The sequence below is a fragment of the Streptomyces sp. L500 genome (assembly GCF_054551825.1).
Genome location: NZ_JBTOLC010000036.1, coordinates 17,993 through 33,425 on the forward strand (window position 1 = coordinate 17,993; position 15,433 = coordinate 33,425).

At 70.4% G+C, this 15,433-nt stretch carries 12 protein-coding genes and 1 pseudogene; 7 read left to right on the forward strand and 6 right to left on the reverse strand.

Going from position 1 to position 15,433, the window contains the following annotated elements:
- The first annotated feature begins 19 nt into the window (after positions 1-19).
- The 3 genes from ACX9I7_RS25375 (at position 20) to ACX9I7_RS25385 (ending at position 5,276) form a co-directional block, all read left to right on the forward strand.
- Positions 20-2,428: an ABC transporter permease gene (locus tag ACX9I7_RS25375; protein ID WP_459388618.1), complete on the forward strand. Its 2,409-nt coding sequence runs from the start codon at positions 20-22 to the stop codon at positions 2,426-2,428.
- A gap of 103 nt (positions 2,429-2,531) precedes the next feature.
- The gene (locus ACX9I7_RS25380; RefSeq protein WP_459388643.1) at positions 2,532-3,383 is read left to right on the forward strand and encodes an IS5 family transposase; all 852 of its coding nucleotides are present in this window, start codon (positions 2,532-2,534) and stop codon (positions 3,381-3,383) included.
- A 663-nt stretch (positions 3,384-4,046) separates the two neighbouring features.
- Entirely contained in the window at positions 4,047-5,276 is a 1,230-nt protein-coding gene (locus ACX9I7_RS25385; RefSeq protein ID WP_459388619.1) for a PP2C family protein-serine/threonine phosphatase, read from the forward strand.
- A gap of 199 nt (positions 5,277-5,475) precedes the next feature.
- Here ACX9I7_RS25385 and ACX9I7_RS25390 read toward each other — a convergent pair whose 3' ends face one another.
- Positions 5,476-6,159: an FAD:protein FMN transferase gene (locus ACX9I7_RS25390; protein ID WP_459388620.1), complete on the reverse strand. Its 684-nt coding sequence runs from the start codon at positions 6,157-6,159 to the stop codon at positions 5,476-5,478.
- Between the two features lie 29 nt (positions 6,160-6,188).
- Here ACX9I7_RS25390 and ACX9I7_RS25395 point away from each other — a divergent pair.
- Positions 6,189-6,659, forward strand: a pseudogene (locus tag ACX9I7_RS25395) (helix-turn-helix domain-containing protein); the annotation flags it as partial.
- Positions 6,660-6,807: 148 nt separating this feature from the next.
- Here the strand turns inward: ACX9I7_RS25395 and ACX9I7_RS25400 are convergent.
- Complete coding sequence (locus tag ACX9I7_RS25400) at positions 6,808-7,179, reverse strand: peptidase inhibitor family I36 protein (protein WP_459388621.1); 372 nt, start codon at positions 7,177-7,179, stop codon at positions 6,808-6,810.
- Between the two features lie 146 nt (positions 7,180-7,325).
- Between ACX9I7_RS25400 and ACX9I7_RS25405 the strand changes: the two genes are divergently transcribed.
- Positions 7,326-8,321, forward strand: a complete 996-nt coding sequence (locus ACX9I7_RS25405; protein ID WP_459388622.1) for an ArsR/SmtB family transcription factor — start codon at positions 7,326-7,328, stop codon at positions 8,319-8,321.
- A gap of 236 nt (positions 8,322-8,557) precedes the next feature.
- Positions 8,558-9,439, forward strand: a complete 882-nt coding sequence (locus tag ACX9I7_RS25410; protein WP_459388623.1) for an IS5 family transposase — start codon at positions 8,558-8,560, stop codon at positions 9,437-9,439.
- 644 nt (positions 9,440-10,083) lie between these two features.
- On the opposite strand, the gene ACX9I7_RS25415 is transcribed toward ACX9I7_RS25410, so the two are convergent.
- Entirely contained in the window at positions 10,084-10,593 is a 510-nt protein-coding gene (locus ACX9I7_RS25415; protein WP_387573706.1) for an O-acetyl-ADP-ribose deacetylase, read from the reverse strand.
- A 279-nt stretch (positions 10,594-10,872) separates the two neighbouring features.
- On the opposite strand from ACX9I7_RS25415, the gene ACX9I7_RS25420 reads away from it, so the two are divergent.
- On the forward strand, positions 10,873-12,207 hold the full coding sequence (locus tag ACX9I7_RS25420) for an FtsW/RodA/SpoVE family cell cycle protein (protein ID WP_459388644.1): 1,335 nt from the start codon (positions 10,873-10,875) through the stop codon (positions 12,205-12,207).
- Between the two features lie 73 nt (positions 12,208-12,280).
- Here the strand turns inward: ACX9I7_RS25420 and ACX9I7_RS25425 are convergent, their stop codons facing one another.
- The 3 genes from ACX9I7_RS25425 to ACX9I7_RS25435 form a co-directional block, all read right to left on the reverse strand.
- On the reverse strand, positions 12,281-12,952 hold the full coding sequence (locus ACX9I7_RS25425) for a GntR family transcriptional regulator (RefSeq protein WP_358629248.1): 672 nt from the start codon (positions 12,950-12,952) through the stop codon (positions 12,281-12,283).
- A 76-nt stretch (positions 12,953-13,028) separates the two neighbouring features.
- On the reverse strand, positions 13,029-14,429 hold the full coding sequence (locus tag ACX9I7_RS25430; RefSeq protein WP_459388624.1) for an aldehyde dehydrogenase family protein: 1,401 nt from the start codon (positions 14,427-14,429) through the stop codon (positions 13,029-13,031).
- A complete protein-coding gene (locus tag ACX9I7_RS25435; protein WP_387573711.1) occupies positions 14,426-15,430 on the reverse strand; it encodes a proline racemase family protein in 1,005 nt (334 codons plus the stop codon). Before ACX9I7_RS25435 ends, ACX9I7_RS25430 begins: the two co-directional genes overlap by 4 nt.
- Positions 15,431-15,433: the final 3 nt, after the last annotated feature.

A 15,433-nucleotide genomic window follows, 5' to 3' on the forward strand; every position in this document is an offset into this window, starting at 1 on the left:
TGCTGCCGGTGGTGAGCCGGTGAGCGCCTTGGGCAAGGTCGTACGCTCCGGCGTGGGCCGGCGTCGGGTCCAGTCCCTCGTCATGGCGCTGACGACATTCGCCGCGGTGACGTCCTCAGTGCTCTCCCTCGGCCTGCTGGCCGTCGTGCAGGCCCCGTTCGACCACGCCTTCAGCTCTCGGAACGGGGCGCACCTGGCGGTCCAGTTCGACGGCTCGAAGGCCACGGCCGCGCAGGCCGCCGCCACCGCGCACGCCGCCGGCGTCACCGAGGCGGCCGGACCGTACCCGATCGCCGCCGCCCTGGACACGACCGTCGGCACGGACTGCCCCAAGAAGGATTTCGCCGGTCACGACAACGGTCCGATCACCGTCACCACCCGGCCCGACCTGGGGAGCACCTCCGGGATGGACCAACTCGTGCTGACCCAGGGGCGCTGGCCGACCGGCCCGGGCGAGATCGCCCTGCCGTGGCAGCACTATGCCACCGTCTGCTTCGGCGATTCGGTGGTGTTCTCCTCCCTGCCGGGCAAGCCGTCGTTCAAGGTCGTCGGCTTCGGCGGCTCGGTGACCAACAGCGCGACCGCCTTCGCCACCGCCGACGGCTTCGCGCGGCTCACCGCCGCCGGTGCCAAGTCCGACGTGCAGATGCTCTACCGGTTCGCCAAGGCCGGGACCGACGCCGACATCGCCACCGACAAGCAGGCGGTGGCCGCCGCCGCGCCGGCCGGCGCGGTCGAGGGCGGACAGTCGTACCTGACCGCAGAGCAGCAGGCGACCGGCAACGCCAAGGCCTACGTGCCGTTCCTGATCGGCTTCGGGGTCCTCGGGCTGTTCATGTCGGTGCTGATCATCTCGATCGTGGTCAGCGGGGCTGTGGCCTCGGGAGTCCGGCGCATCGGGATTCTGAAGTCGTTGGGCTTCACCCCTTCGCAGGTGGCCCGTGCCTACACCGCGCAGGCCATGATCCCGGCGACACTCGGCCTGGTGCTCGGCACGGTTTTCGGCAACCTCCTGGCTGTGCCGATCCTGGACGGGGCCACCAGGCAACTCGGCGCGGCCAGTGCCACGATTCCATTGTGGGTCAGCGCCGTGGTGCCGCTCGGCACCCTGCTGATCGTCGGCATCACTGCTTTGATCCCGGCACTGCGGGCCGGCCGGATGCCGACGGTGCGGGCTCTGGTGGTCGGCCGCGTCCCCAAGGCCGGGGGCGGTCGGACGGCGCAGCGTCTGGCCTCGCGGCTGCCGCTGCCCCGGGCCATGTCGCTGGGTCTGGCCCAGCCGTTCGCCCGGCCGGCCCGGGCCGTACTGGTCGGTGCGGCGGTGCTGTTCGGCGTGGTGAGTGTCACGTTCGCGGTGGGGCTGGGGACCTCGTTCAACAAATACCTGGACACCAGTACCTCAGGCTTCAACGTCGCGTCGGAGTTCGTGATACCCACAGCCGACGTAGGCGTGCCCTGGGGTCTCTACGGCCCCAACGACCCGCGCAGGCCGCACCTGGACGCCGCCAAGGTGGCCGCCGCGCTCGCCGAGATCCCGGGCACGAAGGCCGCGTTCGGCTGGGGCGAGAGCGGCGCGACCATCGTCGGCGCCCCGCCCGGCGGCGAACCGCCGAAGGTGTTCACGGTCACCGGCGACTTCTCCTGGACGAACATGGAGCTGCTGTCCGGCCGCTGGTTCTCGACGCCGGGCGAGGCCGTGGTCGGCGACAAGCTGGCCACGACGGTGGGGATCCACGTCGGTGACAACGTCACTGTGGTGCAGCAGAACAAGCAACTGCCGCTGAAGGTCGTCGGCATCAACTTCGACACCAACGTGGGCGACTACACGGTCATGACGGATGCGGCCACCTTCACCGCCGCCGGTCTGGCCCCGCACATCGAGCAGTTCAACGTCGAGCTGGCCGACAACGTCAGCGGACCGGACTGGTCCACCTCAGCCGCCGCCGCGCTGACGCCGCTGAACGCCTCGGTCCATCCGAACTCGGGCGGGGGCAAGAACATCATAGTGATCACCATGGGCGCCCTGGTGGCCACGCTCACGCTGATGATGGTGGCGGTCGCCGCGCTCGGAGTGCTGAGCATGGTGGTGCAGGACACCCGGGAGCGGGTTCGTGATCTGGGGATCTTCAAGGCCCTCGGGATGACACCCAAGCAGACCATCGCGATGGTGCTGACCTCGGTGTCCCTCACCGGCCTGATCGCCGGGCTGATCGGGGTCCCGCTCGGGGTCGCGGTGGAGAAGGCGACGCTGACCCCGATGGGGAACGCGATCGGCCGGCACCTGCCGCCGAGCGTGTCCCACGTCTACACCACCGGGCTGCTCATCCCCCTGCTGGCCGGCGGGCTCGTGATCGCCCTGCTCGGCGCACTGCTGCCGGCCGGCTGGGCGGCACGGACCCGGACCGCCACCGCGCTGCGGACCGAGTAGGACCGCGCAGAGCCGCCGGCCGCCGCAGCAAAAGCGTGCTGGGCACGGCGCGGCAAGAATGCCAATGCCGACCTCCCCTGGTTGACAGCCTCGGGAGGTCGGCATTCCGGCATTCTTGGTCGAACCAGTGCTGACCGCCTGGCGGGCCGAGCGTCGGCGCCATGCCCTGGCCATCGGGCGTCCGCCCGAGCACGACCTGAGCGAGATCATGAACGCGATCTTGTACATAGACAGGACCGGGGTGCAGTGGCGCTACCTGCCGCACGACTTCCCTCCCTGGGAAACCGTCTACGGCTACTTCGCGAAGTGGCAGAGAGACGGCGTATTCGCCCGGCTGAACAGCCTGCTCAGGGCACTGGTGCGGCAGAAGGGCGGCCGGAACGCGAGCTCGTCAGCCTGCGTGATCGATGCTCAGAGCGTCAAGACCTCCACCAGCCTCCCGGCCACGAGTCAGGGCACGGATGCGGGCAAGAAGATCGTGGGCAGAAAACGCAGCATCGTCACCGACACACTCGGCCTCCTGCTCGCGCTGCTGGTCACCGCCGCCAGTGTCCAGGACTCTGCAGCCGGCACCCGGCTGCTCGACCAGGTTGCCACCGACCACCCCACGATCCGCAAGGTGTGGGTCGACGGCGGCTACCGCCAGCACTTCGTCGAACACGCCGCCACCCTCGGCATCGACATGGAAATCACCCAACGCACCCCCGGCACCGGGGGCTTCACCCCGATACCGAAACGCTGGACGGTGGAGCGGACCTACGGATGGCTCATGCTCCACCGCCGCCTGGCCCGCGACTACGAAACCCTTCCAGCCCGCTCCGAGGCCGTGATCCACCTGGCCATGACCGATCTCATGCCCCGCCGGCGGGTCCACCGCAAGCCGTCCCGCATGCCCGATCAGCGGGAGCTCGCCTGGAGACGTCCGGACCGTTTGCCGCATGAGCTTCTCGATTGAACGCCGGTGATCTTCGCGGAGAATACATCCAGCGCAGCCGAGTCACTACTGTCGGTAATCGGCTTCCGTGTCGTGGTCAGGCCCCAGAGCCCCGGCCGTGGCATCCGGCCCCCGGGGCGAGAACCGCCGCTCACCTCCGCGACCGCGTCGCCGCCGGGGAGAAGGTCTCCGGTCCCGCCGCCCGAAGAGCTCTCACCGCAGCCGCGAGACCCCGCGCTTCGAAGGCCGCATTGTCCCCAAGGCGTTCGCGAAGAAGGCCGCCGCCTTCCTCACCCGGGACGGCATCGCGCTCTTCGACAACCCCGACGCCATGCTGATCTGCGCGTTCAAGCGGGACAGCCTCGAGGAAGGACGTCACCGTGCTCGTGAGGTGGGAGCCGTCGACGAACCGGGCAGTTCCGGTCTCGGGATCGGGACTCCTCATCTGGGCCGCTGTCAGGGCCCCATCACAACTGGGGTACGCCGTACCGGCCATGGGGCGAAGAGCCCGCGCTTCGGGCGTCCTGCCACGAATGGACAGTTCTTCCCCCTCTTCTGGAGAGAAGTGATCAACTACAGCCATGGGACGTCACGGGCGGGGTCTGCGTGCCACGATCGGCTCGCAGCGGTGGGACCTTTGTGCGCGCGACGCAAGCACCTCCTGCACCCAGGAAAGGCAGGCGGATGACCAGACGCACCGTTTCTCACGGGCATGACCCCATAGACCGGGCGGCCTGCCCCTGTGGGGCCGAGGTCATCCGTGCCGACGGTTGCGAGGCTGCGGACGAGCAGTTCCGGGGGCTGCTCGAATCAGCCCCCGATGCCATGGTCATCGTGGACGACACGGGCGCCATCCGCCTGGTCAACTCCCAGACGGAGGTTCTGTTCGGCTACGGCCGCCACGAGCTGTTGGGTCGCCCGGTGGAGGTCCTCGTGCCCGGCCGGTTCCGCGACCGGCACGCGGCACACCGCAAGGACTACGCGCACAACCAGCAGTTCCGTCCCATGGGTGCCGGGCTGGACCTCTACGGGCTCCGCAAGGACGGGCACGAGTTCTCCGTCGAGATCAGCCTCAGCCCGCTGCGAACGGGTGAGGGTGTGCTGTTCTCGGCGGCCGTGCGCGACGTCACCGAGCGCAAGGCGGCGGAAGCCGAGCTGACCAGGCTCTACGAGCAGCAGCGGCACGTCGCGCTGACGTTGCAGCACAGCCTCATGGGCACCCCACCCGACGTGCCCGGCCTCCTCACCGCCAGCCGCTACCTGCCCGCCACCCAAGGCGCCGGCGTCGGCGGCGACTGGTTCGATCTCGTCCCGCTGGCGGACGGCAAGGTCGGTGTCCTGATCGGCGATGTGATGGGCCGCGGTCTGGAAGCGGCCGCCGTCATGGGCCGGCTGCGCTCCGCCGCCAACGCCCTGGCCCGCACCGGCATGCCGCCCCGCAGACTGATGGAGGTCCTCGACGCCATCGTCACCGACCTCCCCGGCCAACTGGTCACCTGCTGCTACCTGGTGGTCGACCCCGGAAGCGGAGAGATCACCCTCTGCTCGGCAGGGCACCTGCCAGTGCTCCTGGCCGCTCCCGAGCGCGACGTCCTGCCGTTGCCCGCACCGGTGAACGTGCCGCTGGGCGTGAGCGGCTTCCCGCACGAGCAGGTGACCCGCACCGTGCCACCGGGCGCCACTCTCGTGCTGTACACCGACGGCCTGGTGGAGACGCCCGGCACCGACATCGAGAAGCAGATCACGACCCTCGCCGCCGCACTGGGCACGGCCCTGGACAAGCAGCAGGACCTGGAAACACAAGACCTGGAAGCAGTGGCGGACTCGGCCCTCTCGGCCCTGCTGCCGCGCAGCGCGGGCGACGACGACGTGACCCTGCTCCTCGCGCAGCTGCCGCCCCGCATCGTCCGCTGACCGCCATCCTGATGAGCGGGGCATCAGGATGCGAAGGATCCGAACATGAGGGAGCACCGCACGGTCGACGAGCTCATGGCCCGGAAGGCAATCCACGCACGCCCGGACACGTCGTTCAAGGAAGTTGTCCGGGAGCTCGCGGAGACCGAGGTCACACCCGCCGGATCCCCCTCTACGGCGTGGCCGGCTGCGACTCGGTCTACGTGTGGGCCGGCGACGTGCTCGTGGTCGAAGCCCCTGGTGGAGGCGGGTACGGACCGCCCGGGGAACGCGCCGGGTCCCCGGCCCGGCCGTCGTCCGTCACGGTGAAGACCGCGTAGCCGTCCATGACCATGGGCCCTTGGCCCTCCGTCGTCGTGCCCCGGGCGAAGACCGCGGTGGCGTAGACATCGGCCCAGGTCAGGCTGGGGCCGACGACGGTGGCCGACAGCAGGCCGTGTGCGGGCCGGCCCGTGTGGGGGTCGAGGATGTGGTGGCCGCGTTCGGCGGTGCCGGAGGTCGCCACAGCCCAGGGGCCGCCGTCGGTGCCCGTGACTACGGTCAGCAGCCGACCGGGGCGCGCCGGGTCGGCGACGCCCACCCTCCAAGGTGTGCCGGGTGCCGCCTCGCCACGGAGCTGGAGGTCTCCGCCGCCGTTGACGCACAGGTCGTGGGCGCCGGCCTCGTGCAGCAGGTCCGCGGCCCGCTCGACGGCCCAGCCCTTGACCAGTCCGCAGGGGTCGAGGCGTCCGTCGGCCCGGACGCTGAACCAGCCCCCGGTGATTGTTTCCGCCCGTGCGCACAGCCGGAGGACCTCGCCGACCTCGGGCGGGCACCGCTCGACGGTGGTCTCGCCGCGGTCCAGGCGACTGACGGCGCTGTCGGGCCGGTAGGGGGAGAACACCCTCGCGTCCTTGGCCGGCTTCTCCGCCGATCTCACCAAGGACCTCGCGGGCGCGAGCGTCCAACGCGTGGAGCTGTATCATCCGCCGGGGCACCGAGTCGGTGGTGACCTGGTGGCGGGCCCAGATGGTCCTGCTGCCCGCACAGGGCATGCCGGTGGCAAGGATCGCCGAGGTGACGTTCACCAGCGACGACCGGGTCCGCGATGTGATCCACACCTTCAACACCGACGCCTTCGACTCCCTGTATCCCAAGTACAAGGGCGGCAGGCCGAAGACCTTCACCCTGCCCGAGTGGCGCGAGATCAAGAAGATCGCCAAGCCGAAGCCGAGTGAGCACGACCTGCCGTTCTCTACCCGGAGCCTGACCAAGCCGGCGGACTTCCTGGTCGCCGAGGGGGTGGTCGACGACATCAGCCACGAGGGCCTGCGCATCCTGCTCTGCGAGGAGGGCGTCTCCTTTCAGCGCCTGAAGGCCTGGAAGGCATCCCGCGGCCCCGACTGCGGCTCACCGCCACCCCCGCCGTCTGGACCGTCTTCGTCGGCTACGCCTCCCGCGCCTGAGGCCGCTCTGCCTGCCGGCTCGACGGACAGCCCGAGGGCGACGCCCCTGGCGGGGCGCCGCCCTCGTGTGCTCGGCGGGGCACTGGTCAGCACCACGTGTTGGACTTGATGGACATGGACCCGCCGTTGCCGGGGTCCTTCTCCCCCTTCGCAAGAGTTACATGTTCTCCGCCGTAGTTCTTCTCCGAGTACGCCGTGAAGGCGCAGGAAGCGCCGTGGTTGTACCACGACTTGAAGTTCTGGAAGACCGGGTAGATGGTCAGGTCCCGGTTGTTCTTTGCGACCTGCTGCCGGTGACCGGTGTAGTTCGTCCCGGCCCAGACGCAGAAGTAGCCCGACGGGCAGTCCGATGCCGCCTGCGGAGTGCTCTGTGCCGCGCCGGCGGCGCCCGCGCTTCCGGCCAGCAGGCCACCGGTCAGCACGATGCCGCCGGCGATGGCCGCTACCTTCCTGTTCATATGCATGCTGTTACCCCCTATGAGATGTTCGTGTGTCCGTTGCGGACGTGGCCTGACAAGTGCTGAAAGAAGCCTGTCGCGGACCGGGAAACCGGGGCAACGTCTTCCCAGAGAGGTGGGAAGAGGGAGGCGGGAAGGCACGAGCCATGCTTCGGATCCACTTCACCAGCGACGATCTGGCGCGCATCCGGATGGTCCCGGCGCCCGGCCCGCTGTGGGAGGTGCTGCTCAGCTCGTATCGGCTGCGGCATCCGAGCGGGGCGGCGTACTTCGGTGACTGGCGGCGGGCGGTCGCCTCGCGGCTGAGGCCTTCGGCGCATGTGCTGACCGCCCTGGCGCCACCGACGGGTTACGCCGTCGACTTCCTCACCCCGGCGGGCGCGGGCCCGTCGTTGGCGGCGGGCATGGAGGCCCTGCGGCGGACACCGTGCACGCGATTACGCAACGACCTGCAGGAACTGCACGACCGCCACCCCGGCCGCCCGCTGCCCGCCTGGGCACGTGGTCTGGCGGAGGGCGAACCGGAGGCGGTGACAGCGGTGGCCGATGCGGTCGGCGCGTATTTCGCCACCGCGCTCCAGCCGTACTGGCCGCAGGTGCGGCGTGAAGTGGACCGTGATCGTGAGTGGCGGACCCGCGCTCTCGACGCGACCGGGTGGGAAGCGGTGCTGGCGACTCTGCATCCGTCCGCGACCTGGCAGTACCCCGTCCTCGAACTCGCCTTTCCGGCCGACCACGACATCCACCTCGGCGGCCGGGGCCTGACGCTGCAGCCGTCGTTCTTCTGCTGGGGCGCGCCCACGACGTTCTTGGACACGAGGCTTCCGCCCGTCCTGGTGTATCCGGTCGAACGCAGCCTCGGCTGGGCGGCGCCGTCGCACGCCCCTCGGCGACAGGCCGTGGCCGCGCTGCTGGGCAAGACGCGGGCGCGCGTCCTGGAGGTGGTCGCGACGGAGGCGTGCACCACGACGCAGCTCGCCGAACGCGCGAGTGTGCCGATTCAGACGGCCAGTCACCAGGCCACGGTGCTGCGCGAGGCGGACCTGATCCACAGCCGGCGTCACCGCAACACCGTCGTCCATACGGTCACGTCCTTGGGGATGGCGCTTCTTCAGGGTGAATTCGGCCTGCCGCCCTTCTAAGAGGTCGTTTTCCTCATCAATGTGCCGTTATTTCCTGGTTCTTGCGGTGCATGGGTGCGGGGTCGGTGAGATTGCCGGTGCTGGCGGGGCTTGATTGTCGGATGGCGTGGCTGCCGGGACCGGAGGAGGCTTGTTCCTGTCTCATCCCAACTTGTCCGGCGCGTTCTGGGGGTCGCGCTCCGGCGCCTTTTCCGCCGTGTCTGGACGCACGCGTCCGCCAGCAGTACGCCCAGCTCATGACCGTGCGTCGCCCGTATCCCAGTGATCTGTCCGATGCCCGCTGGGCACTGATCGAGCCGGTACTGGCCGCCTGGCGAGCCGAGCGCCGACGCCATGCCCTGAACATCGGACGGCCACCTGAGCACGATCTGCGCGAGATCATGAACGCCATCTTGTATGTGGACCGCACCGGAGTGCAGTGGCGCTACCTGCCCCACGACTTCCCGCCCTGGGAGACGGTCTACGGCTACTTCGCGAAGTGGCAGAAGGACGGCGTGTTCACCCAGGTCAACGGCCTGCTCAGGGAGTTGGTCCGGCAGAAGGAGGGCCGGACCGCAAGCCCGTCGGCCTGCGTCATCGACGCACAGAGCGTCAAGACCGCCACCAGCGTCCCCGCCACGAGCCAGGGCACGGATGCAGGCAAGAAGATCGTGGGCCGCAAGAGGAGCATCGTGACCGACACACTCGGCCTCCTGCTCGCAGTTCTGGTCACCGCGGCCAGCGTCCAGGACTCCGTGGCCGGCACCCAGTTGCTCGACCAGGTCGCCGCCGACCACCCCACGATCCGCAAGACCTGGGTCGACGGCGGCTACCGCAAGCACTTCGTCGAACACGCCGCCACCCTCGGCATCGACATGGAAATCACCGCCCGCACCCCCGGGACCAGGGGATTCACCCCGATACCGAAACGCTGGACGGTGGAGCGCACCTACGGCTGGCTCATGCTCCACCGCCGCCTGGCCCGCGACTACGAAACCCTTCCCGCCCGCTCCGAAGCCATGATTCACCTGGCCATGACCGACCTGATGGCCCGCCGCCTCACCGGCGAAGCCACCATCTCCTGGCGAGACCCGAAACCTCGGCATCAAGCTCCCAATCCGGGACGAAACATCGGGTGAAAACGACCTCTAAGCTGCCGTCATCGAGCGGACGGAGCGTGTCGCGATGAAGAGGCGATTATCGATCACGCGCGACTGGACGGAGACCGACACACAAGGGGATGGCGACGGCTGGTGACGAACAGCGGGCATTCCCCCCTGCCAGGGCAGGGCGGGCTGGTTACGGGCAAGCTCGCGTTCACTATGTCGTCGGGGCGGCGGTGCGTCACCCGGGTGCGGGTCGGCCGTGAATTCCGCCGCGACCAACACGACCTGCGCCGGCTGTCCGTCGACCTGGCGCCCGGCTCCTGGCGGTGATCCCGTGCGTGATCGTCGCTTGACGCAGAACACCGCCGAAGCGCCGCACGCGCTCGCCCGCGAACACTTGCCCCGCTGATATCGCCGAGCGGTGGATCGGACTTCTATGCGCTCCGCCGCACACCGGGGGCGCGTGTACCGCCGGTACGGCTGCCGTGACCAGCACCGACGGCAGCCGGCATCCGCTGCCCACACCTCGGTCAACAGCAACGGCGGTTGGGTTATTCGGGGTCGGTCAGCAGTGCCTGGTGATAGACGGACGGCCGCCGCCTCCCATGAGGTTGCGGCCGTCCATTTGCCTCTTCTTGGGGGCCCGGACGAGGGCAATCCTCCCGACCGTCCAGCCATCAATGCATCTGCGACGCGAAGGCCTCGAACGCGCGCTCGTCGAAGAGGACGAAGCGGACCTCCTCCACCCTCGTCTCCGTCTCCCGTACCGTCTCCACCGCGATGCGGGCCGCGTCCTCCATCGGCCAGCGGTAGACGCCCGTCGAGATCGCCGGGAAGGCGACCGTGCGGGCGCCCAGTTCGTCCGCCACGCGGAGGGACTCGCGGTGGCACGACGCCAGCAGCCCGGAACGGTCCTCCGACGCCGCCCACACCGGCCCCACCGTGTGGATGACCCACCGGGCCGGCAGGCGGCCCGCCGGGGTGGGTACCGCCTGGCCCGTGGGGAGGCCCTTGCCGTAGTGGGCGGCTCGGAGGGCGCGGCAGGCGGTGAGGATGTCGGGGCCGCCCTTGCGGTGGATGGCGCCGTCGACGCCGCCGCCTCCGAGGAGGGAGGAGTTCGCCGCGTTCACGATGGCGTCGACGTGCTGCTCGGTGATATCGCCCTGGACACAGGTGATGGTGGTCATGACACCGTATTCAGCCACATTATCCCGGTAAGAGGCAGTCCTGCCTGCGGTTTTCCCCGGGGATCGGTGAGATCCGCCCATTCGGGAAGGGGAAACCGGGCAACCTGTCACCGGGCCCGTGCCTCCTTCTGTTGTGTGCGGCCGCACCGTCACGCACGAGGCGCGGACTTCATCGACTTCATCGCGTACGGCACGCGGGAAAACGAGGGATACATGGGCGTGGGAGGAAGGGTGACATCCCGGGCGGGGGTGGGACGGGGGCGTGGGGCCGAGCTGATGATGCTGGGCTTCGCGGTGCTGCTCACCGTGCTCGGTTACGCCTCCGTGGGGCTGGCCACCGATGGTCGGGTGCCCGAGGCGCTGCCGTGGTACGCCCTCGGGCTGTCGGCGGCCGCCGCGGTCGCGCACGCCGTGGTGCGCGCGTTCGCGCCGTACGCGGATCCGCTGATCCTGCCGATCGCCATCGGGCTGAGCGGGCTGGGGCTGGTGCTGATCCACCGGCTGGACATCTCGTACGCCCTCCGCTGGCATTCCGAGCCGTTCGAGCGGAACCAGCTGATGTGGAGCGGCATCGGTCTCGCCGTCTGTCTGGGCATCGTGGCGCTGCTCAAGGACCATCGGCTGCTCCAGCGGTACACCTACATCATGGTGTTCGCGGCGCTGGTGATGCTGATGGCCCCGGCGTTCTTCGGCGCGGACGCCTACGGCGCCAAGCGGTGGATCAAGCTGGGCGCGCTGTCGTTCCAGCCGGGCGAGTTCGTCAAGATCGCCATCGCGGTGTTCTTCGCGGGGTACCTGACCGTGCACAAGGACGCCCTGGCGCTGGCCGGCCGGCGGATGATGGGCTTCCAGCTGCCGCGCGGGCGGCAGTTCGGGCCGATCGCCGGGGTGTGGGTGCTGAGCCTGCTGGTCCTGATCTTCGAGCGGGACCTCGGCACGTCGCTCATCTTCTTCGGGCTCTTCGTGATCATGCTCTATGTGGCCACCGAACGCACCAGCTGGGTGGTGACGGGGCTGCTGATGTTCGCTGTCGGAGCGGTCGTGGTGGCGTCCTTCGAGCCGCACGTCCACGGCCGTGTCGCCGCCTGGCTCCACCCGATGGACTACTACAAGGTGCCCCGGCCGCCCGGGGTCGTCTCCGACCAGGCCGCGCAGGCGCTGTTCAGCTTCGGCAGCGGCGGCGTCCTGGGCACCGGGCTGGGCCGGGGCCACTCCGACCTCATCAAGTTCGCCGGGCGCAGCGACTTCATCCTCACCACGGTCGGCGAGGAGCTCGGGCTCGTCGGCATGACGGCCCTGTTCCTGCTGTTCGCGCTGCTGATCGAGCGCGGTCTGCGGACCGCGCTCGACGCCCGCGACCCGTTCGGGAAGCTGCTGGCCACGGGGATGTCGGGGGCGCTGGCGCTTCAGGTGTTCGTGGTCTCCGGAGGCGTCATGGGCCTCATTCCGCTCACCGGCAAGGCGCTTCCCTTCCTAGCCTCCGGCGGCTCCTCGCAAGTGGCCACGTGGATACTCATCGCCCTGCTGCTCAAGATCAGCGATTCCGCGCGCCGGCCCGATCCCGGGCCGACGGCCGGGGTGGACGAACAGGCCACCCAGTTGATCCGGCAGTAGTCGTCGAGGTCACGAGTCATCGAGGTCGCGAGTCGTCGAGGTCGCGAGTCGTCGAGGTCGCGAGTCGTCGAGGTCACGCCTCGGCGTCCTTCGCCCACAGCGAGCGGACGTGTCCCAGGTGGCGCGTCATGCACGCCTCGGCGCCCTCGGCGTCCCCCGCCAGCATCACGTCGAGGAGCTCCAGGTGCTCCTCGGCCGAGTGGATCAGCTCGCCGCGCTCGTCCAGGGCGTCCAGGCCGTAGAGGCGCGAGCGCTTGCGGAGGTCGCTGACGGTCTCGACGAGGCGTTCGTTGCCGGACAGGGTCAGCAGCGCGAGGTGGAACTGGCGGTCGGCCTCCAGGTAGCCGATGAGGTCGTGGTCGCGCGCGGCGCGCACGATCTCCTCGGCGACCGGGCGGAGCGCTTCGAGGTCCTCGCGGGCGGCGGTGCGCGTGATCCGGCCGACCGTGGGGACCTCGATCAGCGTGCGGATCTCGGTGTACTGGTCCAGGTCCCGCTCGTTGACCTCGGTCACCCGGAAGCCCTTGTTGCGGACCGGCTCGACGAGGCCCTCGCGGGCCAGGTCGAGCATGGCCTCCCGCACGGGCGTGGCGGAGACGCCGAAATCCTCCGCGAGCCCCGGCGCGGAGTAGACCTGGCCGGGGCGGAGTTCACCGGAGATCAGGGCGGCCCGCAGGGCATGGGCCACCTGGTCGCGCAGCCGCTCGGTGGCGGTGATGAGGTTGCGCTGCTTGAGGTGCCCCATGGTGTCCGACTCCCTTTTGTACGCGGACGCGGTCTGTTTGTACGCGGACGCGGTCTGGACCATCCAGCGTACAATGTCACATTGCGTCACCGGGCGCCAGGGTGTACGTACGGCTCGACGTATAGAACTCCAGCGCCGCGCGGCCCTGTTCGCGCGGGCCGTGGCCGGATGCCTTCGCGCCGCCGAAGGGCAGATGGAAGTCGACTCCGGTGGACGGGGCGTTGACGCGGATCATGCCCGTGTCCAGGCGGTCCAGGGCGTGCAGCGCCACGTCGAGGTCCGCGGTGTGGACCGAGGTGACCAGCCCCTGGGCGACGGAGTTCGCCATCCGTACGGCTTCCGCCGTGTCCCGCGCCGGCAACAGGGCGGCGATCGGGCCGAACACCTCCTCGCTCAGCAACCGGTGACCCTGCGGCACCTCTTCGACGAGCGTGGGGGCCGCGTACCAGCCCGGGCCCGCGAAAGAGGGACCCGACACGACCGCGCGGAGGCCGTCCCGGGCCCGCTCGAAGCGGTCGCGCGCCTGCTCGGAGACGAGCGGTCCGCACACGGTGGCCGGGTCCGCCGGATCGCCCACGGCGAGCTTCCGCAGCGCTTCGGCCAGAGCCTCGCGCAAGGGGTCCCGGGCCGCGCCGACGGCGATCACCCGGCTGGTCGCGGTGCACTTCTGGCCCGCGTACCCGGCGATCGCGACGGCGATGTGGGCGGCGGCCCGCTCGATGTCGGCGTCGGGCAGGACGATCGCCGCGTTGAGGCCGCCCATCTCGGCCTGGACGGGGATGCCACGGGCGGTGGCGGCGCGGACGACCGCTTCGCCGACGGCGGTGGAGCCGGTGAAGGAGACGACGTCGGCGGTGGCGACCAGGGCACCGCCCTCGGCGGCGCCGCCGGGGGCGAGGGTGAACACCCCGTCCGGCAGCGCCTCCTCGATGATGCCGGCCAGCCGCCGGGCGCACGCGGTGGCCTCGGGAGCCGGTTTCAGGACGACGGTGTTGCCCACGGCCAGCGCCGGGGCGGCCTTCCAGCTCGGAATGGCGAGGGGGAAGTTCCAGGGAGCGATCAGGCCGGCGACGCCGTGCGGGCGACGGCGGGTGAGCAGCAGCCCGGGGCCGGCGGCCGGCTCGTGGACGGTTCCGGTGGGCTCGTAGGGGGCCTGGGCGTAGTACCGCCAGATCGCGGCGGTGCGGGCCACCTCGGCCCGCGCCTCGGCGATCGGCTTGCCCACCTCCCGCACGGCGAGCGCGGCCAGTTCCCCGGCGGCGGCCTCGACGGCGGCGGCGACCGCGGTGAGCGCCGAGGAACGGGCGGCGGCGCCGGACGCCGCCCAGCCGGGCTGGGCGGCGCGGGCCCGCTCCACGGCGGCGGCCACGGCGGGCGCGCCGGACGCCGGGAACTCGCCGAGGACGTCGGAGGGATCGGCCGGGTTGCGGGAGACGAAGGACGTCATGGCGGAGGACGCCGTAGGGAAGGACGTCATAGCAGGAAGCCTCCGGGGAAGGGGTCGTCCGGGTCGAGGAAGTACTGGGCGGTGCCGGTGATCCAGGCGCGCCCGGTGATGGTGGGGACGACCGCCGGCAGCCCGCCGACCTCGGTCTCCCCCACCAGGCGGCCGGTGAAGCGGGTGCCGATGAAGGACTCGTTGACGAAGTCCCGGCCCAGCGGCAGCAGCCCCCGGGCGTGCAGCTGCGCCATCCGGGCGGAGGTCCCGGTGCCGCAGGGCGAGCGGTCGAACCAGCCGGGGTGGATGGCCATCGCGTGCCGCGAGTGGTGGGCGTCGGAGCCGGGCGCGGCGAGGTAGACGTGCTTGAGGCCGCTGATCTCGGGGCGCTCGGGGTGGACGGGCCGGTCCGGGGAGGCGTTGACGGCGTCCATGACGGCGAGCCCGGCGGCCAGCAGGTCGTCCTTGCGGGACCGGTCGAAGGGCAGGCCCAGCGCGTCCAGTTCCACGAAGGCGTAGAAGTTGCCGCCGAAGGCCAGGTCGTAGGTCACCGTGCCGTATCCGGGCACGTCCACCTTGCGGTCGAGGCCGAGGCAGAAGGAGGGCACGTTGGTGAGCGTGGCGGACCTGGCCGCGCCGTCCTCGACCCGTACGTCGACGGTGATCAGGCCGGCCGGGGTGTCGAGCCGTACGGTGGTGACGGGCTCGGCGACCGGCACCATGCCCGTCTCGACGAGCACGGTGGCGACCCCGATCGTGCCGTGCCCGCACATCGGCAGCACGCCGGAGACCTCGATGTACAGCACGCCGTAGTCGGCGTCGGGCCGGGTGGGCGGCTGCAGGATCGCGCCGCTCATCGAGGCGTGGCCGCGCGGCTCGTACATCAGCAGGGTGCGCAGGTGGTCCAGGTGCTCGATGAAGTGCAGCCGGCGCTCGGCCATGGTGGCGCCGGGAATCACCCCGACGCCGCCGGTGATGACGCGGGTGGGCATGCCCTCGGTGTGCGAGTCGACGGCGTGGAAGACGTGACGGGTGCGCACGGA